This window comes from Bradyrhizobium sp. USDA 3650, assembly GCF_054057395.1.
The window spans coordinates 6,144,392-6,164,891 of record NZ_JBSRZG010000001.1 but is presented as its reverse complement, the minus strand read 5'-3'; the positions used below and the strand labels follow the sequence as shown (position 1 = coordinate 6,164,891).

Genomic DNA, 20,500 nt, shown 5'->3' with positions numbered 1-20,500 from the left:
TGGAAGTTACGACACGCTTCGCGAGGCTCGATTTTACGATCGCTTAAGCATGCTCAGGACGTGAGAAGCCGAGATGCAGGCATTCGTTCCTCAGGCGAGCGCCGCACCCGGCGCACACGCTCTGTGTGCACTTTTGAACCGAGGACGAAAAAAGTCTGTTCGGTGGCGAAAGTTAGGAACGTTTGTTGCGGCGCGGAATTCAGGAATTGCGCTCCGTTGGGGAAGCGCAATTGGAATTCTAGAGATGGTTGGCAGAGGCCAGTGGTGTCCCTCGGGCCGGGCGGCGTGACGCATGCGGATCCTTTTCGCGACGCCCGAAGTATCAGACTTCATTCAAGTGGGTGGACTTGCCGCCGTCTCGGCGGCTCTCCCGCGCGCCTTGCGCGACTTTGCTGACGTTCGCGTCATCATCCCCGGCTACCCGGCTGTCCTGCGCGGATTACAAGACCTTACGACCGTCGGACGATGCCAACCTTTCGCGGCCCTTCCGGCCTTTGCCATCGATCTCGGGCATACCGCCGACGGCATGACCTATTACGTCGTCCGATGCCCGGCGCTCTACGAACGCGACGGCACGCCCTATGCCGATGGCCGCGGAGCTGATTGGGGCGACAACAATGTCCGGTTCGCGACCTTCTCTTATGCCGCCGCGCAGGTTGCGAGAGGATTGGTCGACAAGGATTGGGCCGCCGATCTCGTCCATGCCAATGACTGGCAATGTGCATTGATCCCCGGCTATCTGGAATGGCACTACGCGCACATTCCAACTGTGTTCACGATCCACAATCTGGCCTATCAAGGCGTCTTCGACCGCAGCTCGCTCGCGCCGCTGGGGATTCCCGAGGCGAGCTTCAATATCGACGGCGTGGAATTCTACAATCGCCTGTCCTTCATCAAGGCGGGCCTGGTCTACGCTTCCCACCTGACGACCGTCAGCCAGACCTATGCCCGCGAGATCACCACGGCCGAGTTCGGCTGCGGTCTCGAAGGGCTGTTGCGGCAACGGGCCGATCGCAACCAGCTTTCCGGCATTTTAAACGGAATCGACGAGAGCTGGGATCCGCGCACCTGCTCCTCGCTGTTCCAGCCGTTCGGCGCCGGTGACTGGGCCGAACGATCATTGAATGCCGACGATGTCAGGGAACAGTTCGGGCTGGCAGTCTCGAGAGGTCCCCTGTTCGCGCTCGTGGCGCGCCTGGTGCACCAGAAGGGCGTCGACCTCGTGATCGAGAGTGCGCAAGCGATCGTCGACGCGGGTGGTCAGATTGTCGTGACAGGCAAGGGCGAAACGCGGTTCGAGGAGGCGCTGCTGCAGGCGCAGGTCCGCGCGCCGCGCTCGATCGCCGTGAAGATCGGCTTCGACGACGCCGAGGCACGAAAGATCTTCGCCGGCAGCGACTTTACCCTGATGCCGTCGCGCTTCGAACCCTGCGGGCTGAGCCAGATGTACGCCCAGCGCTTCGGCTCGCTGCCAATCGGCCATCGCACCGGCGGCCTCGCCGAGACGATCGTGGACGGCGAGACGGGCTTCCTGTTCGACCGGGCGTCGGCCCCCGGCTTCCTTGGAAGCCTTTGCCGGGCCTTTTCCACCTTCGGCATGAAGGACCGCCTCGATCACATGCGCCGCGCGGCCATGGCACAGGCCTTCAGTTGGACCCAGTCGGCCAAGTCCTACGCGGCGATCTACAAATCTTCGATCTAGACGGGCGACTGCAAGGCAAGCAGGGAACGGAATCACTTGGGGGACGGTTGCAACTCTACACAGGAGTTTTCGCCATGCGCCGCCCGAAGCCACAACCAATCCGTAACAAGCTCGACCTTGCCGACCGTACTCAGGTGCGCCTTGTCAGAAAGCGTCTCGGATTGTCCGACGCAGAGCTGACCAGCATCGTCGAGCGGACCGGCAACTCGATTGGGGCCATCAGCAAGGAGGCGGCGCTGCAAAGGGCAACCACGCTGCCAAAGCCAGACGATGTGCCTCCTGTCGCAGTCATCGCCTCTGCGGCGGTTGGCGAGCAGGCGACGCGGAAGTGACGGCAACTGCACCAAATTCTTGAAGGGCTGTTCGGGGGCAACGATGGATCAAACAGTACATTCGGATGACGCCCTGACGCGGGCGGCCTCGAGCCTGCGCCGCTCCCGCATCAGCGAGGGCAAGCCGTTTCCGCTCGGCGCCACCTGGGACGGGCTCGGCGTCAATTTCGCCCTGTTTTCGGCTCATGCCACCAAGGTCGAACTCTGCCTGTTCGACGACGACGGCGAAACCGAACTGGAGCGGATCGAGCTCCCGGAATACACCGACGAAGTCTGGCACGGCTATTTGCCCGCGGCCCGTCCCGGCACCGTCTACGGCTACCGCGTCCATGGCCCCTACGAACCCGACGCGGGACACCGTTTCAATCCCAACAAGCTCGTGCTCGATCCCTACGCCAAGCAGCTGGTCGGCCGGTTGCGCTGGGGACCGGAGCTGTTCGGCTACCAGCTCGACCATGTCGACAAGGATCTCTCCTACGACGAACGCGACAGCGCGCCCTTGATGCAGAAATGCCGCGTCATCGACCCGGCCTTCACCTGGGGCGCCGCGCGCAAGCCGGAAGTGCCGTGGGAGCGGACGATCGTCTACGAGATGCACGTCAAGGGCTTTACCCAGCTACATCCGCTGGTGCCCGACGCAGACCGCGGCACGTTCTCCGGTCTCGCGCATTCGGAAGTTCCGGCCTATCTGCGATCGCTCGGCATCACCAGTGCAGAATTGCTGCCGATCCATGCCTTCGTCGACGACAGCTATCTGGTCGAGAAAGGCTTACGCAATTACTGGGGCTACAACTCCCTCGCCTTCTTCGCGCCGGAGCCGCGTTACCTCAAGACGCCGTTCGCGAACGAATTCAAGACCATGGTCAACCAGTTCCACGCTCATGGCATCGAGGTCATCCTCGACGTCGTCTACAATCACACCGCGGAAGGAAACGAGCTCGGCCCGACCCTGTCGTTCAAGGGCATCGACAACGCCAGTTATTACCGCCTGCTGCCGGACCAGCAGCGCTACTACATCAACGATACCGGTACCGGGAATACGGTAAACCTGTCGCACCCGCGTGTGCTGCAACTGGTCGCGGATTCCCTGCGCTACTGGGCGACCGAGATGCGGGTCGACGGTTTCCGTTTCGACCTCGCCACCATCCTGGCGCGGGAGCCCTACGGGTTCGACGAAGGCGGCGGCTTCCTCGATGCCTGCCGCCAGGACCCCGTGCTCTCCAGCGTCAAGCTGATCGCCGAGCCCTGGGACATCGGTCCGGGCGGATATCAGGTTGGTCAGTTTCCGCCGGGATGGGCGGAGTGGAACGACAAGTTCAGAGACACCGTGCGCGCTTTCTGGAAGGGCGACGAGGGGTCGATCGCGGACTTCGCCAAGCGCGTGTCTGGCTCCGGCGATCTCTTCAACAAGCGCGGCCGCCGGCCATGGGCCAGCGTCAACTTCGTCACCGCCCATGACGGTTTCAATCTCAATGACCTCGTCTCGTACAACGACAAGCACAACGAGGCCAATGGCGAGGACAATCGCGACGGCCACAGCAACAATCATTCCTGGAACTGCGGCGCCGAGGGACCGACGGACGATCCGGAAATCATTGCGCTGCGCGAGCGCCAGAAGCGCAATCTGCTGGCGACCATGCTGTTGTCTCACGGCACACCCATGCTGCTTGCCGGCGACGAATTCGGACACACCCAGCACGGCAACAACAACGCGTACGCCCAGGACAACGAGACCACATGGCTCGACTGGATGGGCATCACCGCGAACGGCCGCAGCCTGCGCGAATTCACGCGCAAGCTGATCGCCACGCGCAAGGCATTTCCGATTCTCTACCGCAGCCGCTTTCTGGTCGGCTCGCACAATGAAGAGCTGGACGTCAAGGACGTGACGTGGCTCGCGCCGTCCGGAGAGGAAATGACGACGGAGCAGTGGCAGGACGGCAACGCCAAATGTTTCGCTTTGCTGCTCGACGGCCGCGCGCAGGAGACCGGGATCAAGCGCCGCGGTTCGGACGCAACCATGCTGCTGATCTACAATGCTCATCACGACGTCGTCAATTTCACCTTGCCCGCGGTCGCCGAGGGACGCAGCTGGATCGGATTGATCGACACCAATCAACCGGAGGGGCAGATGCCGGCATTCGAATTCGGGCATGTTTATGCGATGACCGGGCGATCCCTCGTGGTGTTCGGTCTCGCCACCGAGAGCATCGCCACGCGCCGTTTGCGACAGGGTCTCGGCGCGCTGCTGGACGTCGTGGAGGCGCCACTGCCCGGATAGTTCGCCATGACAGTGCGAGAAGACGTTTTCGAGTTGATGACGACAGGGAACGCACGCAGGTCACCGGCGTTCGAGTAGATGGGGCATCAGTCGGAGAACACCGAGATGAAGTTCACAGGTGCCGTTATCCTCGCCGCTCTCGCGCTGCCTGGAGCAGCCTGGGCGCAGGCCAGCAAGCCTGACGTTTCGTCCGCGCCGAGCGCGCAGAATTCGGGTGCCGGGATTGCCGGACAGCCCGGCAACAAGAACGGTCCGGCCGCCAAGCCCGGTGAGACCGTCGGATCGAGCTCGACGAGCTCCACTGGCAACACCGCCGTGCAATCGCAGGACCCGTCGAAAATTCAGGGCGCACCGGGCAATAAGAATGGGCCGCCCGCCAAGCGTCCGGACCAGCGCTAAACGAACACGTCCACAATTCTGCCGATCGACTTCGAACGACCTGCGCCTGACATTATCGGCGCAGGTCGTTTCGCGAGGAACGAACGCTGAAGCCGCCCGTTCGGAAGACATCTTCTTTCCTGTCCTCCCAATACGAGAGTCCCGCCATGTATCATCACGTCAAGAAGCTGATGTTCACCGTTCGCGTCGACGAGCCGGATCCGCGCTTTGGCAACATGCTGCTGGAGCAGTTCGGCGGCGCCAATGGCGAGCTCGCCGCCGCGATGCAGTACTCGATCCAGGGATTGAACTGCGAGGATCCCGATCGCAAGGACCTGCTGATGGACATCGGCACCGAAGAGCTCAGCCATCTGGAAGTGGTCGGCACGCTGGCGCGGATGCATCTCAAGCCGTCGAAGTTCGACCGCCAGGCAGCCGAAGCCGATCCCCTCATCGCCATCGCGGGCGGCGGCGGGGTCAATCTCTTCAACTCCCAGGGAAATGCCTGGACCGCCGACTATCTGAAGATTACCGGCGAGCTCGACGTCGATCTGCGCAGCAACATCGCCGCAGAGGCGCGGGCCAAGATCGTCTACGAGCGGCTGATCAACTTCTGCGACGACGCCGGCAGCAAGGACGCGCTGCAGTTCCTGATGACCCGCGAGATCACGCATATGAAGGCATTCGCACTGGCGCTCGAGAGCATGGGCAAGCCGGCGTTCAGCATCGGCCGCATCGCGCCGACGCCCGGCCTCGTGGATCAGTTCTTCAACGATTCCACTGGCGCCGGCGATCATGGCGAGATCGACACGCGCGGCCCCTGGAACGAGGGCGGCGACTGGGTCTTCACGGAGTCGCCGGCGATCCAGGCGGGCGAACCGGGCCCGGCCTCGGCCATCGTCACCGAGAGCTCGCCCCCGGCGGACGAAGCGGGTCTCGGCGATCTGCTCATCAACGAGCTGCGCGATATCCTGCATGCCGAGAAGCAATTGACCAAGGCGCTGCCCAAGATGGCGGAGGCCGCCCGCTTCGACCAGTTGCGCGAGCTGTTCGAGCAGCACCTCGCGGAGACCGAAGCGCAGGTCGAGCGCATCAACGACTGCTTCGAAATGCTCGGCAAATCTGCCCGCGCCAAGCCCTGCAAGGGCATGATGGGCCTCGTCGAGGAAGGCCAGGAGATCATGGCCGAGGGCGAGGACAAGGAGGACGCGGCGGCCGACCTCGCCCTGATCGGCGCGGCGCAGCGCGTCGAGCATTACGAGATCGCGGGCTACACCACGGCGCGCAACCTCGCCCAGCAGCTTCGCCACAGTGCCATTGTCGCCCTGCTGTCGAAATCGCTGGCCGAGGAGGAGAACGCCGATCAGCTCCTCAACCAGGTGGCCCGCTCGCTGATGTCGGTGGCGAAAATGCCCGCGGCGGTCGAGCAGACCGAATGATCCCTAGGCGTCCAGCAGGTCGAGAAACTCCTCGACCCGGCTGAACGGATCCGCGTCGCGGCGGCCGGCGTGAACAACGCGGTCGCCGTCGCGCTGCAGGGCTCCCGTCTGCGACCTTCCCCTGGATTTCCGCAGCCGCCCCGGCAGGAACGTCGCGGCGACGGCCTCCGGCCCGACATCGAGCCTGACGATGCCGCGCCGTTTGCAATCGATCCGTAGCCTGGCGGATGCGAAGAAGTCGCGGGCCTCCGGCGGCAGCCTGCCGAAACGACGCGAGATCTCCTCCTCCAGGTCTTCCAGATCGTCGTCGCTTCGGCACCTGGCAGCGCGGCCATAGATCTCAAGCCGGACCGCTTCCGATTGCACGTAGCCTTCGGGCAGCATGTCGGCCAGCGGCATATTGAGATCGGGGACCCACAGATCGGCGCCGGTATCGCTGCCTCGCTCGGACGCCCGCTTCAGCAGATGACTGTAGAGCACGGGTCCGAACACCTGGACGTGGCCGGACTGCTGTTCCGAAAACAGATCGCCGGCGCCCCTGAGGTCGAGGTCGCGCTCGCTGATCGCAAAGCCGGCACCTGGCTTGCTGAACTCCTCCAGCACCGCCAGACGTTTCTCGGACTGCTCCGAGGTCGATTCCGTCAGCAAATGAGCAAACGCGCGCGTGCCGCCGCGTCCCACCCGTCCCCTGAGCTGATGCAGCTGTGCAAGCCCGAACTTTTCGGGCCAGCACACCACGATGGTGTTCGCGCGTGGAATATCGAGACCGCTTTCCACGATATTGGTCGCCAGCAGCACATCCGCCTCGCCATCGACGAAACTCATCATGCGGTCGTCGATCTCGTCCACGGGCAGTCTGCCGTGAAGACAGACGATGCGCAGCTCCGGGGCCACCGATTGCACACGGGCCAGCATCGGCTCCAGATCCTGGATGCGCGGGCAGATCAGGAAGCTCTGACCGTGCCGCCTGCGCTCGCGGAGCAGCGCCGCGGCGATGGCAGCGTCGGACAGCGGCGCGATCCTGGTCACGATGGGAAGGCGATGAACCGGCGGCGAGGCAATCACACTGAGGTCCCTGAAGCCGGCAAGTCCCGCCGCGAGCGTGCGAGGGATCGGCGTGGCGCTCATCCACAGCGAATGAGCACCCTTGGCGAGGCCTGAGAGCTTCGCCTTCTCCGCCGCCCCGAAATGCTGCTCTTCGTCGATGATGACGAGGCCGAGATCGGCGAACTTCACGTCCTTTGCCGCAAGCGCCTGCGTGCCAACCACGACTTTCAGCGTGCCGCGCCGCAGCCCCTCCTTGGTCTCTCGCGTCTCCGGGCCTGAACTGGCCCGCGACAGGCTTCCCACCTCGATCCCGAGGGGGCCGAACCGCTTGCGGAAGGTTTCGACATGCTGCCGCGCCAGCACGGTCGTCGGCGCCGCGATCGCCACCTGCTTGCCCGACAGCGCCACTGCGGCCGCCGCGCGCAGCGCGACCTCGGTCTTGCCGAAGCCGACGTCACCGCAGATCACCCTGTCCATCGGATGGCCCGCCGCAAGATCGTCGAGGACGTCTTGAATCGCCTGAGCCTGGTCCACAGTTGTGAAATAGGGGAACCGCGCCACGAATTTTTCGTAAGCCGGCCCCGGCGGCACCAGTTTGGGTGCACGACGGCGGAGACGCTGGCTGATGTGTTTGGCGAGCGCCTTGGCGGCGACCTGGATTTCCGCTTCCGCCTCGGTACGCCGCGCCCACCAGCTGCTGCCGTCCGCCTTGTCGAGCGTCAGCTTGCCGGGCTCGCCGGCATAAGGCCAGATCACCGCGAGATCGGACGGCGGTACGAGCACGGCATTGTCGCCCGCGAATTTGAGCCTGATCATCTCGCGTCGCGATCCCTTGCCCATGTCGAGGGTCTGCAAGCCGTCGAGCACGGCGAGCCCGCGTTGCAGATGGACAATGGCGGCGCCCTTTTCGGGCACGTCGGGATGATCGAACGCCGGGTTCCAGGCGCGCGCCATCGGCTGGGGATGATGGGCCCGGCTGCCGAGCACGTCGGACGCGGTCACGACGACAAGCGGCTTGCGGCCGGCGCCAATGAACCCCGCGTCGAAATCGGCCAGCAGCGCGCCTTCACGGCTCCGTGCCTTCGTCACCTCGCTCCAATCGGCCAGGCGCTCCGCCTTGATGCCGCTCATGCGCTCCATCGCGCGAAGGTCATCCTCGACGGCGGCGACGAACAGCAGCCGCGATCCGCCGCGCTGCATGTCGGCGACAAAGGCACGAAGCGCCTTGCGCGGCGAGGCCAGCTTCGAGAACTCCGGCGTCGAGATGAAGGCGGCCTTGCGCGGCAGCACGCTGATGCGCTTCTTCAGCTGCTTCCAGTCCGCCTGCCCTAGATACTCGCGCTCCGCGTCCCTGCGGCCGGCGGCGTCCTCGATCGTGCCCAGCCAGCTCTCGGCGTGGGCCGATACCCCGGCATCCGCGATCCATCGCGCGCGGCTGCAATAATCCGGCAGTGTCGCCCGCTGTCCGCGCGTAGCTCCCAACGCGATCCGTTCGGACATGGGATCGATGATCAATTCGGCGGTCTCGTAGACGATCTCGTGCTCGATCGGATCGACCGCGACGATCTTGCGGATCGTGTCTCCGGAATGCTCGATCCGGAAGGGAGCGAGCGCGCCGGCGGGAAACACTTCGAACGTCTTGCCGTGGAACAGGACGCCGCCCGGATACTCCGCCTCTTCGTCGAGATCGTAGCCGAGAGCCTCCAAGCGGGTCTCCAGCTCGGGCCCGGAATAGGGCGCGCCCACCTTCAGCGTGAGGCTCGACCGCGACCAGCTCGCCGGCAGCGGCAGCCGTTCCATGATGGCTTCCGCGGTCGACACCAGGAAGACGGGTTTCTTTGCCTTGGCGAGACGCCGCAGCACCGAGCTGCGCCGGCCCGCGATCTCGCGGGAGGGCTCGAGGCCGTCGAAGGGCAGGGTGTTCAGGCGCGGAAACACCAGCACGTCGACCGTGGGATCGAGGGCGTGGATTACGCCGCCCAGCCGCTCCGCCCTGCTCTCGTCGTCGCAGAGGAAGACGAGGCCGTCGCGGCCGGACTTCTCCCAGTGATCAAGCAGATGCAGCGCCAGCATGCCGAGCGGCGATGAGGAGGCGACCGCGGAACGCGAGGCGCTCTTGTCCGGGCGCGTGGTTGTCGAGCTGGTACTTTTCGAAGTCTTGCTTTTCGAACTCGTGCTCTTCGAACTCTTGCTTTTCGCGCTCTTGCTTATCGAGCCTTTGCTTCTCGAGCTCTTGCTTTTTGTCTTTATCGCGCCGGTCGTGGCCCGGGCTTTCCTGGTGGGCGCCAATGTGTATCCAACTTTGTTTCGCAAACAGAGGCGAGCGACGACGAGCCCTCCCGTCGAGCTCCGTCGATAACGCGCCTCGGGCCTGAGCGCCCAATGACGTCATTACAATCTTGCAATTGCGTTGAAAAGCAGAGACAGGGGGCAAAGGCAAGCGGCCTGACGGGCAGAAGGCCCAAGGGGCAGGCGGCTATTGCAGGACCTTCGGCAGCACCACGACCACGTCCACGCTCTGCGCGAGGATGTGCGTTGCGACCACAGCGAGCTGGTGCGAGAACTCGTCCTCGATCTCGGCTGCGCAGTCTTCGTCGCTGGCAATGGCAAACAGCAGATTGCCGTCGATTTCGTCGAACCGGATGCCGGCGAAGAGGCGATCGAAAATCTCGGCGCCCGCGATGTACGCGATTCGCGCCTGGATGGCCTGGTCCTCGACGAGCGACAACTTCCTCATGGACGCAACATATGGCCGCACCACCCGAATGCAAGAGCAGGAGAGCGCTGGCGCGGCGTGCCTTGCGAACTATATTGGTGGCATCGTCCCGCCTGACCGCGTTTGCCCTTGAGGAAATCCTTGATTCTGTTCCTGCTGCTGATCTTCCTGCCGATCGGCGTGTCGGCCGGCCGCTATTATTTGCGCGGCGACGGCCGCGGCAATTGGCAGACGGCGGATCGCTCCAGCGCCGGCCTGCTGCCGCCCGCATCCGTCAATCCGGACGCGCTGATCCGCGTGTTCGCCGCGCGCACCGTGCGCTGGCGGAGTATTTTTGCCGTTCACACCTGGATCGTCGTGAAGGAGAAGGGCGCCGCCACCTACAGCCGATACGACTACACGGCCTGGGGCGACCCTGTTCGTAGCAACGGCTTTGCCCCCGACGGCCGCTGGTTCGGCGCCCTCCCGGAGACGGTCGTCGCCGTCGACGGCGCGCGGGCCGAAGCGCTGATTCCCAAGATCCGTTCCGTCATCGAAAATTACAAGTTCCGCGCCTATGGCGACTACAGTGCCTGGCCGGGACCGAATTCCAACACCTTCGTGCAGGCGGCGCTGGACGCCGTTCCCGAGCTGCGCGCGGTGCTGCCGCCGACCGCCATCGGCAAGGACTTTCCCTACAGCGGACGCTGGGCCGGGATCACGGCGTCCGGCACCGGGCTCTACGCCTCGCTGTCGGGCTATCTCGGCATGACCATCGGCTGGGTCGAAGGGGTCGAGATCAATTTCCTCGGCGCGGTGCTCGGCCTCGACATCCGCCGTCCCGCGCTGAAGCTTCCAGGCATCGGCCGCCTGGGTGTCGCGGCCGGCGCGTAGGCAGGCCGGGTGCCAGCTGGCACCCGCGGTCGGTTGCCACACGTCGTCCTTCCAATGTGTGCTTCAGGTCACAGCAGAATCGAGCGCGTTGGCCTAGAATGATCTTGCATGGCCGCAAACAAGGTAACGGCGGTACGCACGAGGCTGGAGAGGCGACCAACAGCTACGGACTTTTGAAGCCGCCAGGGTGAAGAACTCGGCGGTTTTTTCTTTGTGTATCGTTTCGTCCTATCGCTTCGCTTTCTATCGTTTGTCTGAGGGATCCGAGAGCTTCCGCTGTTCGCGTTCTTGTTCGATCTGCCGTTCCGCTTCGACCCAGAACTCCACATCCCGATCGGCCGGGCGACCGGCCTGCTCCCAGAGTTCGTAAGCGCGCGCTCGCACCTTGCCGCGCCCCATCATGCGAAGCAGCTTCTGCTTCAGCTCCTCGGCAAAGTTCCTGAATCGTTGGACGGTGGTTTCGTCTTTGACGAGCGCAGCCGCTCGCGTTGCGAGTTCGATCTGGTGCTCTATCTTTTGCCGCTCGTCCACCGCAAACCCCGCCGTAGCCACGGGCCTGCGTCGCAGCCCGTGCTGCTCACAACCTCAATTCCTGCTGGAAGGCTCTGTTCCGCCTTCAATGCCAGGTCCTTCAATGCCAGGGTCCTTCAATGCCAGGGTCCTTCAATGCCACGTCGTGTCCGCTTCGACGATCACCGCCCTTGTTTCGGGGTCTTCCGTCGTGTTGCAGGTGCAGGGCATGCCTGCACCGCAGCGGCAGCCGCCCAGTTCCTCACTCCAGGCGCGGAGCGGATGGTTTTCGCAGACCCATCCCAGACCACAGCAGAATGGGCATCTCTTGTTGGTCACAGCGTATCCGGCGTCCGCATTGGGTTCGACTTGTCCTCGTTGCGCAACTCCTGCTCGGCCGCGTGCCAGAACTCTTCCTCGCGGCCTTCCGGCTTGCCCGCCTGTTCCCACAATCGGTGCGCGCGTTCTCTGATGTCGTGATCGGTCGGCTCCGGCATTGCATCTCCTGCGAAGAGACACGGCCCCACCCTGGGGGGTATGGGGGCTTGGAGGCGGGGCCGTGCAGGCCAGCAAATCGGCGGCGACGCTGGCCCGCCGAGTCAAGCCTCGATGGTGCGCAAGAGTTCCTAGTTCGGAGCGGCGGACGAACCGGCTTTCAGTTATCTTCTTCCTGAGCTGAAGCACCCGCGGCATGCATCGCCGCGCACCATCCGAATACCATCGCAGGCCCGATCATCGTGCCCGGGCCCGGATAAGTGCCTCGAAAGATCGAGGATGAATCGGTACCGACGGCGTAGAGTCCGGGTATGGCCGTCCCACGGCTAGACAGGACCCGGGCGGTTGAATCCGTGCACAAGCCGGCACTGCTGGCGAGATCCGTCGGCCATACTGCGACGGCATAGTATGGCCCAGGACCGATCCGGCGCAGGCACGGGTTTGGCACGTTCCGGGGATCACCATTGAACCGGTTCAACTCGCTTGAACCGCGGCCGAACTCTTCGTCCACACCGCTCTCGGCATAGCGATTGTATCGCTCAATAGTTTGAGCAAGCTCGCCGCCATCGACGCCGATGTTGTTGGCCAGTGCTTCAATCGTTTCGCCTGCCAGCAAATATTTAGCCTTCAGAAATTTATCCAAATCCCTCGTCCTGGGATGAACGAGACCAATGCCATAGTCGCCGATAAAGGCGCGATCGCAAATTAGGAAAGCCGGCGTAGCTAATACGGAAGGCGAGTCCGATCGCAACATCGCTTCCACGAAGTCGTGATAGGAGTCGGCTTCATTAACAAAACGGCGGCCCGACTTGTTCACCGCAAGCAGTCCTGGCTTGGCACGATCCAGCATAATGTGCGGAAATACCGAGACGTAGCCGTCCGCCTGCGTCATGACCGAGCTCGGCATCCACAAGGCGGGGCTATCGAAATCGCGCTGGATCACCGCGTCGACGCGTTCGGCCGCTAGCAGGCCGTCCCCGGTATTGCACGATGGCGCGAGTGAAAATCGGTGCGCGCCCTCGGGGAAAAACCTTTCGCGAAGTTCGCGGCTCCAGCCGATGCCTCCCGTTGCCAGCACCACGCCTCTGCGGGCACGTATTGCCAATGCTCTCGAGGACGATGACAAAACGGCCCCGACGACTGCGTCGCCGCTCCGGATGAGCTCAACGAGCTCGGTCTCATATCGCAGATCCACGCCGGAATGACGGAGGCTGTCCAACAGCCTCGCGATGAGAGCATTGCCCATAATCAGACGCGTTCCGCGATTGTAGCGAAGTCGATCGAGCAAATGCCGACCGAGAAGACCAACGACATGCCTAAAGTTCGTCCAGTTGCGGAATGGCGCCAGCAACGCCGGGATGTCCGCCTTTCCGACCATCATGCCGCCGAGGACCATGAACTCTCGCCGCGGGGCCCTGATGCGCTCGAAGTCCTTGCCAAGCTTGCGGCCGTCGAACGGAACGGCGCCGAGAGCACGACCACCGATCGCTGCCCCAGGAAGATTCTTGTAGTCGGGATGTACCGGCGGCGCCGCAAACCGTACGCTCGTCCTCTGCTCGAGATAGTCGAGCATGAGAGGACCCGTCTGGAGGAACGCATCCACACGCGCGTCCGCGGCGTGTTCGCCTAGCAATGCTTCAAGATAGACACGCGCCGCCTCGGTCGAGTCTGGTCTTCCTGCAAGCAGTCCCTGCCGATTGCCCGGAATCCAGATGGTGCCGGCGGAGGTCGCAGTCGTACCGCCGACTGTGTCCGACTTCTCGCAAAGGATCACGTCGAGCCCCTCGAGGGCAGCCACCAGCGATGTCGTCATGCCGGCGGCACCCGCCCCCCGACGACCAGGAGATCGGTCTCGACGTCCCAGGAGCGATCGGCCTGCGGCATCCCGAACTACCCTTCCGTCCCGAATTCTCACCTCTGGCTGCGCGCCCGCTCCACGACGGCTCTCCCCGCCAGCAACGCCCGGCGTGCTCGCGACGCGGCGTCGACGCTCTTTGCTAGTTGAACGGTCGGAACCTCGATGCTGATGGTCAGGTCATGCGGCATCGCGCTTGCAAGCCCCATCAAGTCTATTCCGCCCTCGCCCGGAAACATCCGCTCCTCGCGAGCGGCATGGATGAGCTGCTCGATGGTCGCCGGGCGCTCGGCCGGGCCGTCGCAAAGTTGCCAGTAGTGAAAGCGGTGCGCGGGGATAGCGCGGAGGTCCGCAAGCGAACTTTGCGACCGATCGAAATGCAGTGCATCGACCAGAATGCCGGCACCGGGACGATCGACGTCACCGACGATCCGCATTGCGGTCTTCAGGTCCGGAACGCTGGTCCAGGGCATGAATTCGAGATCGGAGGTCAGGCCGTAGCTTGCTGCCGCTTCACAAAATTGCTGGTAGCGATCCGAAAACCGCGCCAGATCCGGATCGTAGGCCGCGACGAGGATGTGTTTGGCGCCAAGGCGCGCGCCCACCTCGAAGAAGGGCGTGAACGAGGCCATCTCGGTTTCCGGTCTGAACGCAACGACCTCGAGATCGGCGACAGTCACCCCCGTCAACTCCAACCGCCGGAGCGTCTCCCGCAGGAGCGGCGCATCGTCCATCAGGCGATAGGCAACACCGCCAGGCGTGGCGGGCAACAGTCTGAGCCCGACTTTTTCGTAGCCGCAATGCGCGGCCAATTCGATCATCTCGGGCGGCGCAAGCTCGAGCACGGTCAAGGCGGCGAGCGAGAACGTTGCCATCAACCGAAATCCGCGATACGGGCGTCGAGCGCAAACATGCTTTGATAAACTTCCGGTTCGCTCGCCCCGGCCATGACGTCGGGAGCAAGCTCGCTTGCCCGCGCTGCAAGGCGGCCTGCAACGAGGCGACGTCGAGCGCCTCGATCAGCAAAAGCCCCGCGAAGAAGCCCTCGTTCTTCCGCATGCCCTTCTCGGTCGTCCGCACCGACGTCCGCGCCTCGTCGGTCGCGCCGATCTGCACCGCGGCAACCCCGTCGCACGCAACGAGCGCCCGGGCCAAACCCTGGGGATCCTTCGGCAGCGTTTCGATCCGGAGCGCCACGATCGATGCGCCCTCGCCCCGCCCTCTCCGCGCAATCATGACGCCGCCGCCCCGCATGAAATTGCCGAGCTTCGGCATGATGCGCTGGGACCACGGCGTCGGTGCGTTGAGGCGCGCCAGATAGGCCTCGCCGTCGAGGACCTCCGGCGTCTCCAGCTCATACAGAATGAAGAAGCGGTCGATGTCGTCCCTTGCCGCGCGGAAGACACGCGATGCCAGGAAGCCCTTCGTCGTCACGCGCTCGGTCGTGTGCTCACGCGTCAGCCAGTGCCGGTAGTCGGTCAGGTCGTGAGCCTCGACGTCGCTCCAGATGGCAAGAAATCCCGTGCCGCGCATCCCGCCCTCCATGCCTACGCCTTGCCGCCGGCCGCAAGCCCGTGCAGAGCCGGTGCGATGGTCTCAGGCAATTGCCCCAACCGCTGGACGACGGCGAGCATCGCGGCGAGATAGCCATAGGAACCGAGACCGCAAATGACCGCCGTGCAGGCACTCGACGTGATCGAGTGGCGGTGCAGCTCGTCCCGCGCGTGGATGTTCGAGATGTGCACCTCGATCTTCACGCCCTCGAAAATCTTCAGCGCATCGATCAGCGCGATCGAGGTGAACGAATAGGCTGCGGGATTCATGATGATGGCATCCGCGTTGCGATGGGCGGACTGGATCAGGCTGACGAGCTCGCCCTCCATGTTCGTTTGGTGGAACGACATCGAAACCCCGAGCTGATCGGCCAGCGCCTTGCAGCTCGCCTCGATCTCATCGAGCGTCGTCGAGCCGTAGATGTGCGGCTCGCGGATGCCGAGGAAATTGAGATTGGGTCCGTTGAGGATCATGATCCTTGCGGCCATTTTCGCTTGTCCTTCTTTTGTTGCCGATGCGTCTAGCCGGCGAACCATTTGGCAGGGACCGTTACGAGCCCCGGGAACAGAACCATCAGGAACAGAACCACAAGCTGCGCAATCAAGAAGGGCCAGACGCCCTTGATGATCTCCTCCATGCTGATCCTGGAGACGCCGCAAACCACATTCAGCACGATACCGACCGGCGGCGTGATGAGGCCGATCGCATTGTTGATGATGAAGAGGACACCGAAATAAACGGGATCGATGCCCGCCGCCTTGACGATCGGCATCAGGATCGGCGTGAGGATGAGGATGGTCGGCGTCATGTCGAGGGCCGTTCCCACGATCACCACCACCACCATGATCGCAAGCATCAGGAGCGTGTTGTTGCCCATGAAAGGCTTGAGCAGGGCGACGATCTGTGCCGAAATCTCGGACACGGTGATGAGCCAGGACGACACCAGCGCCGCTGCCACGAGAAACATGACGATGCTCGTCGTCAGGGCCGAGGAGACGAAGACCTCATAAAGCTGCGACAGCTTCAATTCCCGATAGATGCAGGTCGCGACGAACAGCGAATAGACCGCGACGACCACTGCGGCTTCGGTCGGCGTGAAGATGCCGAAGCGCAGGCCGACCACGATGATGACCGGCAGCATCAACGCCCAGAAGCCGTCGACCACCGCTTTCACCATTTCCGAGAGCGATGCCCTTGGCGGAGGTGTCAGGTTCTCCCGGCGCACCACCCACCACCAGGCCAGGCAGAGCCCTGCCCCGAGCAACATCCCCGGGACGATCCCGGCCAGAAACAGTTTCGAGATCGACACGCCCGCGGCGACGCCGAAAATGACGAACCCGATGCTGGGCGGAATCACGGGCGCGATGATGCCGCCGGCCGCCACCAGACCCGCCGCATAGGATTTCTTATGGCCCGCCGCCACCATCATCGGCACCAGCAGGGCGGCCAGCGCCGCGGCATCGGCTGCTGCGGAGCCCGAGAGCGACGCAAGGATGCAGGATGCGAGGATCGTCACGTAGCCGAGTCCGCCGCGAAAATGGCCGACCGCGACGAGCGCAACGTTGACGATTCGCTTGGCCAGTCCGCCCTTGTTCATGACCTCGCCGGCAAGCATGAAGAAGGGAATGGCCATCAGCGGAAAGCTGTCCGCGCCGTTGATGACGTTCTGCGCCACGATCTGGGCGTCGAACATGTCGATCGTGCTCATCAGGGCCACGCCGCAGACGATCAGAGCAAAGGCGATCGGCATGCCCAGTGCCATGGCGCCGAGCAGCGAGAAGGTGAAGACGGCAATCGTCATGGCGTGATCCCGGTGATTTTCAGGATTGGAGCGCCGGGCGGTACGATACGGGGAGACAGCATCAGTGCTCCTCCGATTCCCTGACGGCCACCATGTCGGCTTCGCTGGCCTGTCCGGACATGACGCGGAACAGGTCGTAGAGAAGGATCACTCCGGCCGAAACGCCGAAGATCACGCCCACGCCATAGAAGATGCCGAGCGACAGGCCGGTCGCCGGCGCGCGGTCGTCGAGATTGATGATCGTCTGACGCCAGCTTCCCGAGAGCAGAAGCCAGTCGGCGAACAGCATCAGGACATAGCTCACGATGAAGCAGATGCGTTTGCCGTAAGCCGGCAGCATCCGCACAAGGCTATCGACGCCGAGATGGGCGTGTTCGCGCATCGCCACGATCGCACCGAGGAAAGTCAGCCAGACCAGGAGCCAGCGGGACAGCTCCTCGGAGATCGCGATTCCGGAGTTGAAGCCGTAGCGCAGCACCACGTTGCCGAACACCAGCACCACCATTACCGCGAGAAATGCGGCAATGACGCCCTTCAGCAGGGTGCAATAGAGGTCGAGAATTCGTGCCATGCGGGCCGTCCAGGCAAGGGCAGTTCAAGAGCCGGCCGACCGGTCGGCTCCTACTTATGCATGCTGACGAGGTCGACTATTTCACGTCCTTGCGGATGCGATCGAGCTCGTCGTTGAACAGCTTGACCGCCTCCGGCTTGAGATTGGCGGCAATCTTGTCGACCACCGGCTGCGCCGTCTTGCGCATGCGATCGAGTTCTTCCGGCGCGACGGTGTTGTACTGCATGCCCTTCGCCTGCAGTTCCGACAGGGCCTTTTCGGTCTGAAGGCGCGTCTGCTCCTTCTGATAGCCTCGGCTTTCCTCGTACGCCTCGCGCATCAGGCGCTGCTCGGTCGGCGACAGCTTGTCCCAGAACGCCTTGCTCACCAGGATGATGTTCAGGGTGAAGGTGTGATTGGTGGCGGAGACGTATTTCTGCACTTCGTAGAACTTGTTGGAGAGAATGACCGTGAAGGGGTTCTCCTCGCCGTCGACGGTGCGGGTCTCCAGCGCCGAATAGAGTTCGCCGAAGGCCATCGGAACGGGATTGGCCTTGAACGACCCGAAGGTCTCTCCAGGTAGACCGGATTCGGAATCACGCGAAGCTTGAGGCCGTTGAAATCCTCGACCTTGGTGATCGGCCGCGTGCTGTTCGTGACGTTGCGGAAGCCGAGGCCCCAATAGCCCAGACCGATCAGCCCCTTCGGCGGCAAGGTATCGAGCATTGACGTGCCGAATTTTCCGGTCCCGAGCGCGTCGGCCTGCTCGATGGTCTTCACGATGAATGGAAAGTCGATGAGGCCGAACTCCGGCACGACGGTTGCGAGCGACGTCGTCGAGGCCGACAGCATTTCCTGCGTGCCGCCACGCAGTGCGGATTGCTGCTGCAGCTCGTTGCCGAGCTGCGAGGCCGCGAACTCGCGAACCTTCATCTTGCCCCCGCTCTTTGCCAGCAGGATCTCGGCGAATTTCTGCACCCCCGCGCTGACGGGGTGATCGGTGTTGTTCAGGTGTCCCCACCTGATCGTGCGCTCCTGAATGTCCTCAGCGGATGCGCCGACCGTCAGCGCCACGCAAATCGCCGTCGCAGACAGCGCCCGTACCAGCAAGCTCATCGTTTCCTCCCTGTTCGAACGGGCGCGAACGGCGGCTTAAGCCATCATTTTTCGTACCCTCGGTCTATTTAGACATCACACATGTATTCCATGTCAAATGATGATATCCATTTCATATGATGATTTACTATGCGTCAGACATTCGAAATCTGCTATAGTGCTGGCAACATTGATGGTTCGGCCGCTTCCGGAGCGGCGACCAATCGGACAGGCGGGGTCAGAAGGCATGACGTCACTCGAGGAACGGCCCCTGTCGGCGGGCAACAGCGGCTATCAGCGCATCCGCGCCGACATCATTTTCGGGGTGCTCACGCCATCCGGACGCCTCAAGCTCGATGCCATGAAGGAAGATTACGGCCTCAGCGTCAGTACGCTGCGTGAGATCCTCAATCGTCTGACGTCCGAGGGATTCGTGGTTGCCGAGGGCCAGCGCGGCTTCGAGGTGGCGCCGATATCCATCCAGAACCTGCGTGAGCTCGCGGGCTTGCGTATCCTGCTGGAGCATCATGCGATGGCCGAGTCGTTCCGCGCCGGCGACGTGGAGTGGGAAGGCCGCGTGGTGTCGGCGCATCACAAGCTGGCGGCGACCGAACGCACCGTGCTCAAGGAGGGTGACGATCCCGAGCTGCGCAAACGCTACGACGGTGAATTCCACCAGGCGCTGATCTCGAGCTGCGGTTCGCGCGAGCTGATGCAGACCCACGCGGTCGTGTTCGACAAATATTTCCGCTATGCGCTGCGCTACCGCGGCGCAGAGACGATCAACCAGCACAAGGCGCTGCTGGACTACGCGCTCAAGCGCGACATCAAGAGCGCCAAAGCCGTGCTCACCGAGCACATCAACGGTTGCGTCGCGCACGCCCTCGCCTCCTGGAACGAGGATTAATTGCCCACGGCCTGAGGTCTTTCGACGGCAGCTCGTGGTTGGAATCGGATCGGGATGACCACCGACATGATCCCCGCACATCGGGTCGAGACCGCGGTCGCCGCCGGCGATATCCTCGGCGAGACGCCGTTGTGGTGCGACCGCTCCCGCAAGCTGTGGTGGGTCGACATCGACCGGCGGCTGCATCAATCGTTCGATCCGGCGACAGGCGCGCATCAGGTTGTGCCCTACGCATGCAACTTCCTCGGCAGTCAGGCTCTGACGGCGGATGGCTCCCACCTGCTCGCGCAGGATCTGGGACTTTATCGCCGCGCGTCCGATGACGGTCCTCCAGCTCAGCTCTGCGAGGTCGAAAGCGGCCCCGACAACCGCCTGAACGACGGGCGTGTCGACGCGCGGGGCCGGCTATGGATCGGCACCATGGACAACCAGCTGCATCGACCGAACGGGGCGCTGTATCGCGTGGACGCGGACGGCCGGACAACGCACATGTTCGGCGATGTCATCGTGACGAATGGCATCGCGTTCTCCCCCGACAATCGAACGCTGTACTTCACGGATACGAGGCGTTACCGCACCTGGCAGTTCGACTTCGATCTCGATGACGGCGCGATCCGCAACAGACGACTGTTCGCGGATTACAGCGCCTCCGGCGAGAGGCCCGACGGCGCGTGCATCGACGTCGCGGGCGGACTGTGGACCGCATTCTTCTCCGGCGGCCGGGTGGTGCGCTATCGGCCGGACGGCCGGATCGACGCCGTCATTCCAGTGCCGGCGACCAATCCGACCTGCGTGTGCTTCGGCGGAGCCGATCTGAAGACCTTGTTCGTGACGACGGCCAGAAAGTTTCTGGATCGCGAGCAATTGAGCCGCGAACCCCAAGCGGGTCATGTTCTGGCCATTGATGGCATCGCACAGGGACTTCCAGAACACCGCTTCGGCAATTCATCCTGAAGCCTTTTCAT

20 protein-coding genes and 1 pseudogene are annotated in these 20,500 nt (G+C 63.4%); 10 read left to right on the top strand and 11 right to left on the bottom strand.

Translation table 11 applies throughout. From position 1 onward, the window contains the following. Nucleotides 1-292: 292 nt before the first annotated feature. From glgA to ACVIN2_RS28930, 5 genes are all read left to right on the top strand, one after another. Nucleotides 293-1,702, top strand: coding sequence for a glycogen synthase GlgA (glgA, locus tag ACVIN2_RS28950; protein WP_247287719.1), 1,410 nt, complete (start codon nucleotides 293-295; stop codon nucleotides 1,700-1,702). Nucleotides 1,703-1,776: 74 nt separating this feature from the next. Then, the gene (locus ACVIN2_RS28945) at nucleotides 1,777-2,034 is read left to right on the top strand and encodes a hypothetical protein (protein WP_456768188.1); all 258 of its coding nucleotides are present in this window, start codon (nucleotides 1,777-1,779) and stop codon (nucleotides 2,032-2,034) included. Between the two features lie 43 nt (nucleotides 2,035-2,077). Further along, the gene (gene glgX / locus ACVIN2_RS28940) at nucleotides 2,078-4,315 is read left to right on the top strand and encodes a glycogen debranching protein GlgX (RefSeq protein WP_456768187.1); all 2,238 of its coding nucleotides are present in this window, start codon (nucleotides 2,078-2,080) and stop codon (nucleotides 4,313-4,315) included. Nucleotides 4,316-4,420: 105 nt separating this feature from the next. Next, a complete protein-coding gene (locus tag ACVIN2_RS28935; protein WP_456768186.1) occupies nucleotides 4,421-4,714 on the top strand; it encodes a hypothetical protein in 294 nt (97 codons plus the stop codon). 146 nt (nucleotides 4,715-4,860) lie between these two features. Further along, on the top strand, nucleotides 4,861-6,132 hold the full coding sequence (locus ACVIN2_RS28930; protein ID WP_456768185.1) for a DUF892 family protein: 1,272 nt from the start codon (nucleotides 4,861-4,863) through the stop codon (nucleotides 6,130-6,132). Nucleotides 6,133-6,135: 3 nt separating this feature from the next. On the opposite strand, the gene ACVIN2_RS28925 is transcribed toward ACVIN2_RS28930, so the two are convergent. Beyond that, on the bottom strand, nucleotides 6,136-9,252 hold the full coding sequence (locus ACVIN2_RS28925) for a DEAD/DEAH box helicase (RefSeq protein WP_456768184.1): 3,117 nt from the start codon (nucleotides 9,250-9,252) through the stop codon (nucleotides 6,136-6,138). Between ACVIN2_RS28925 and ACVIN2_RS28920 the strand changes: the two genes are divergently transcribed. After that, nucleotides 9,251-9,538 carry a hypothetical protein gene (locus ACVIN2_RS28920; protein ID WP_456768183.1) on the top strand — a complete coding sequence of 96 codons (288 nt, stop codon included), beginning with the start codon at nucleotides 9,251-9,253 and terminating at the stop codon, nucleotides 9,536-9,538. The genes ACVIN2_RS28925 and ACVIN2_RS28920 overlap by 2 nt on opposite strands. A 117-nt stretch (nucleotides 9,539-9,655) precedes the next feature. Here the strand turns inward: ACVIN2_RS28920 and ACVIN2_RS28915 are convergent, their stop codons facing one another. After that, nucleotides 9,656-9,916 carry a hypothetical protein gene (locus ACVIN2_RS28915; protein ID WP_007595982.1) on the bottom strand — a complete coding sequence of 87 codons (261 nt, stop codon included), beginning with the start codon at nucleotides 9,914-9,916 and terminating at the stop codon, nucleotides 9,656-9,658. Nucleotides 9,917-10,036: 120 nt separating this feature from the next. Between ACVIN2_RS28915 and ACVIN2_RS28910 the strand changes: the two genes are divergently transcribed. Beyond that, the gene (locus ACVIN2_RS28910; RefSeq protein WP_456768182.1) at nucleotides 10,037-10,768 is read left to right on the top strand and encodes a DUF3750 domain-containing protein; all 732 of its coding nucleotides are present in this window, start codon (nucleotides 10,037-10,039) and stop codon (nucleotides 10,766-10,768) included. A gap of 243 nt (nucleotides 10,769-11,011) precedes the next feature. Here ACVIN2_RS28910 and ACVIN2_RS28905 read toward each other — a convergent pair whose 3' ends face one another. The 4 genes from ACVIN2_RS28905 to ACVIN2_RS28890 all read right to left on the bottom strand — a co-directional run bounded on the left by ACVIN2_RS28905 (nucleotide 11,012) and on the right by ACVIN2_RS28890 (nucleotide 14,503). Next, nucleotides 11,012-11,299 (bottom strand): DUF2934 domain-containing protein, encoded by a 288-nt coding sequence (locus tag ACVIN2_RS28905; RefSeq protein WP_456768181.1) that lies wholly within the window; start codon nucleotides 11,297-11,299, stop codon nucleotides 11,012-11,014. Between the two features lie 314 nt (nucleotides 11,300-11,613). Next, a complete protein-coding gene (locus tag ACVIN2_RS28900; RefSeq protein ID WP_007595988.1) occupies nucleotides 11,614-11,775 on the bottom strand; it encodes a DUF2934 domain-containing protein in 162 nt (53 codons plus the stop codon). 158 nt (nucleotides 11,776-11,933) lie between these two features. Continuing rightward, a complete protein-coding gene (locus ACVIN2_RS28895) occupies nucleotides 11,934-13,586 on the bottom strand; it encodes an FAD-binding protein (RefSeq protein WP_456768180.1) in 1,653 nt (550 codons plus the stop codon). A 98-nt stretch (nucleotides 13,587-13,684) separates the two neighbouring features. Beyond that, complete coding sequence (locus tag ACVIN2_RS28890) at nucleotides 13,685-14,503, bottom strand: sugar phosphate isomerase/epimerase family protein (RefSeq protein ID WP_456768179.1); 819 nt, start codon at nucleotides 14,501-14,503, stop codon at nucleotides 13,685-13,687. Here ACVIN2_RS28890 and ACVIN2_RS28885 point away from each other — a divergent pair. After that, nucleotides 14,497-14,949: a hypothetical protein gene (locus ACVIN2_RS28885; RefSeq protein WP_456768178.1), complete on the top strand. Its 453-nt coding sequence runs from the start codon at nucleotides 14,497-14,499 to the stop codon at nucleotides 14,947-14,949. The genes ACVIN2_RS28890 and ACVIN2_RS28885 overlap by 7 nt on opposite strands. A gap of 226 nt (nucleotides 14,950-15,175) precedes the next feature. Here ACVIN2_RS28885 and ACVIN2_RS28880 read toward each other — a convergent pair whose 3' ends face one another. The 5 genes and pseudogenes from ACVIN2_RS28880 to dctP (ACVIN2_RS28860) form a co-directional block, all read right to left on the bottom strand. After that, on the bottom strand, nucleotides 15,176-15,670 hold the full coding sequence (locus ACVIN2_RS28880; RefSeq protein WP_456768177.1) for a type II 3-dehydroquinate dehydratase: 495 nt from the start codon (nucleotides 15,668-15,670) through the stop codon (nucleotides 15,176-15,178). A 32-nt stretch (nucleotides 15,671-15,702) separates the two neighbouring features. Then, a complete protein-coding gene (locus ACVIN2_RS28875) occupies nucleotides 15,703-16,983 on the bottom strand; it encodes a TRAP transporter large permease (protein WP_456768176.1) in 1,281 nt (426 codons plus the stop codon). A gap of 61 nt (nucleotides 16,984-17,044) precedes the next feature. Next, a complete protein-coding gene (locus ACVIN2_RS28870) occupies nucleotides 17,045-17,554 on the bottom strand; it encodes a TRAP transporter small permease (protein ID WP_456768175.1) in 510 nt (169 codons plus the stop codon). Between the two features lie 76 nt (nucleotides 17,555-17,630). Beyond that, nucleotides 17,631-18,071 carry a TRAP transporter substrate-binding protein DctP gene (gene dctP, locus ACVIN2_RS28865; RefSeq protein WP_456768174.1) on the bottom strand — a complete coding sequence of 147 codons (441 nt, stop codon included), beginning with the start codon at nucleotides 18,069-18,071 and terminating at the stop codon, nucleotides 17,631-17,633. Nucleotides 18,072-18,172: 101 nt separating this feature from the next. After that, nucleotides 18,173-18,649: pseudogene (gene dctP / locus ACVIN2_RS28860) on the bottom strand (TRAP transporter substrate-binding protein DctP); the annotation flags it as partial. A 226-nt stretch (nucleotides 18,650-18,875) separates the two neighbouring features. Between dctP (ACVIN2_RS28860) and ACVIN2_RS28855 the strand changes: the two are divergent. Both ACVIN2_RS28855 and ACVIN2_RS28850 read left to right on the top strand, forming a co-directional pair. After that, entirely contained in the window at nucleotides 18,876-19,535 is a 660-nt protein-coding gene (locus ACVIN2_RS28855; RefSeq protein ID WP_456768173.1) for a GntR family transcriptional regulator, read from the top strand. A 54-nt stretch (nucleotides 19,536-19,589) separates the two neighbouring features. Then, nucleotides 19,590-20,489: an SMP-30/gluconolactonase/LRE family protein gene (locus ACVIN2_RS28850; protein ID WP_456768172.1), complete on the top strand. Its 900-nt coding sequence runs from the start codon at nucleotides 19,590-19,592 to the stop codon at nucleotides 20,487-20,489. Nucleotides 20,490-20,500: the final 11 nt, after the last annotated feature.

Coding starts and splice junctions, on each gene's coding strand:
- dctP (WP_456768174.1), bottom strand. CDS start 18,071: ATGGCCTTCGGCGAACTCTATTCGGCGCTGGAGACCCGCACCGTCGAC.
- glgA (WP_247287719.1), top strand. CDS start 293: ATGCGGATCCTTTTCGCGACGCCCGAAGTATCAGACTTCATTCAAGTG.
- ACVIN2_RS28880 (WP_456768177.1), bottom strand. CDS start 15,670: ATGGCCGCAAGGATCATGATCCTCAACGGACCCAATCTCAATTTCCTC.
- ACVIN2_RS28930 (WP_456768185.1), top strand. CDS start 4,861: ATGTATCATCACGTCAAGAAGCTGATGTTCACCGTTCGCGTCGACGAG.
- ACVIN2_RS28870 (WP_456768175.1), bottom strand. CDS start 17,554: ATGGCACGAATTCTCGACCTCTATTGCACCCTGCTGAAGGGCGTCATT.
- ACVIN2_RS28945 (WP_456768188.1), top strand. CDS start 1,777: ATGCGCCGCCCGAAGCCACAACCAATCCGTAACAAGCTCGACCTTGCC.
- glgX (WP_456768187.1), top strand. CDS start 2,078: ATGGATCAAACAGTACATTCGGATGACGCCCTGACGCGGGCGGCCTCG.
- ACVIN2_RS28920 (WP_456768183.1), top strand. CDS start 9,251: ATGCCGAGCGGCGATGAGGAGGCGACCGCGGAACGCGAGGCGCTCTTG.
- ACVIN2_RS28855 (WP_456768173.1), top strand. CDS start 18,876: ATGACGTCACTCGAGGAACGGCCCCTGTCGGCGGGCAACAGCGGCTAT.
- ACVIN2_RS28875 (WP_456768176.1), bottom strand. CDS start 16,983: ATGACGATTGCCGTCTTCACCTTCTCGCTGCTCGGCGCCATGGCACTG.
- ACVIN2_RS28925 (WP_456768184.1), bottom strand. CDS start 9,252: ATGCTGGCGCTGCATCTGCTTGATCACTGGGAGAAGTCCGGCCGCGAC.
- ACVIN2_RS28850 (WP_456768172.1), top strand. CDS start 19,590: ATGACCACCGACATGATCCCCGCACATCGGGTCGAGACCGCGGTCGCC.
- ACVIN2_RS28895 (WP_456768180.1), bottom strand. CDS start 13,586: ATGACGACATCGCTGGTGGCTGCCCTCGAGGGGCTCGACGTGATCCTT.
- ACVIN2_RS28890 (WP_456768179.1), bottom strand. CDS start 14,503: ATGGCAACGTTCTCGCTCGCCGCCTTGACCGTGCTCGAGCTTGCGCCG.
- ACVIN2_RS28915 (WP_007595982.1), bottom strand. CDS start 9,916: ATGAGGAAGTTGTCGCTCGTCGAGGACCAGGCCATCCAGGCGCGAATC.
- ACVIN2_RS28935 (WP_456768186.1), top strand. CDS start 4,421: ATGAAGTTCACAGGTGCCGTTATCCTCGCCGCTCTCGCGCTGCCTGGA.
- ACVIN2_RS28900 (WP_007595988.1), bottom strand. CDS start 11,775: ATGCCGGAGCCGACCGATCACGACATCAGAGAACGCGCGCACCGATTG.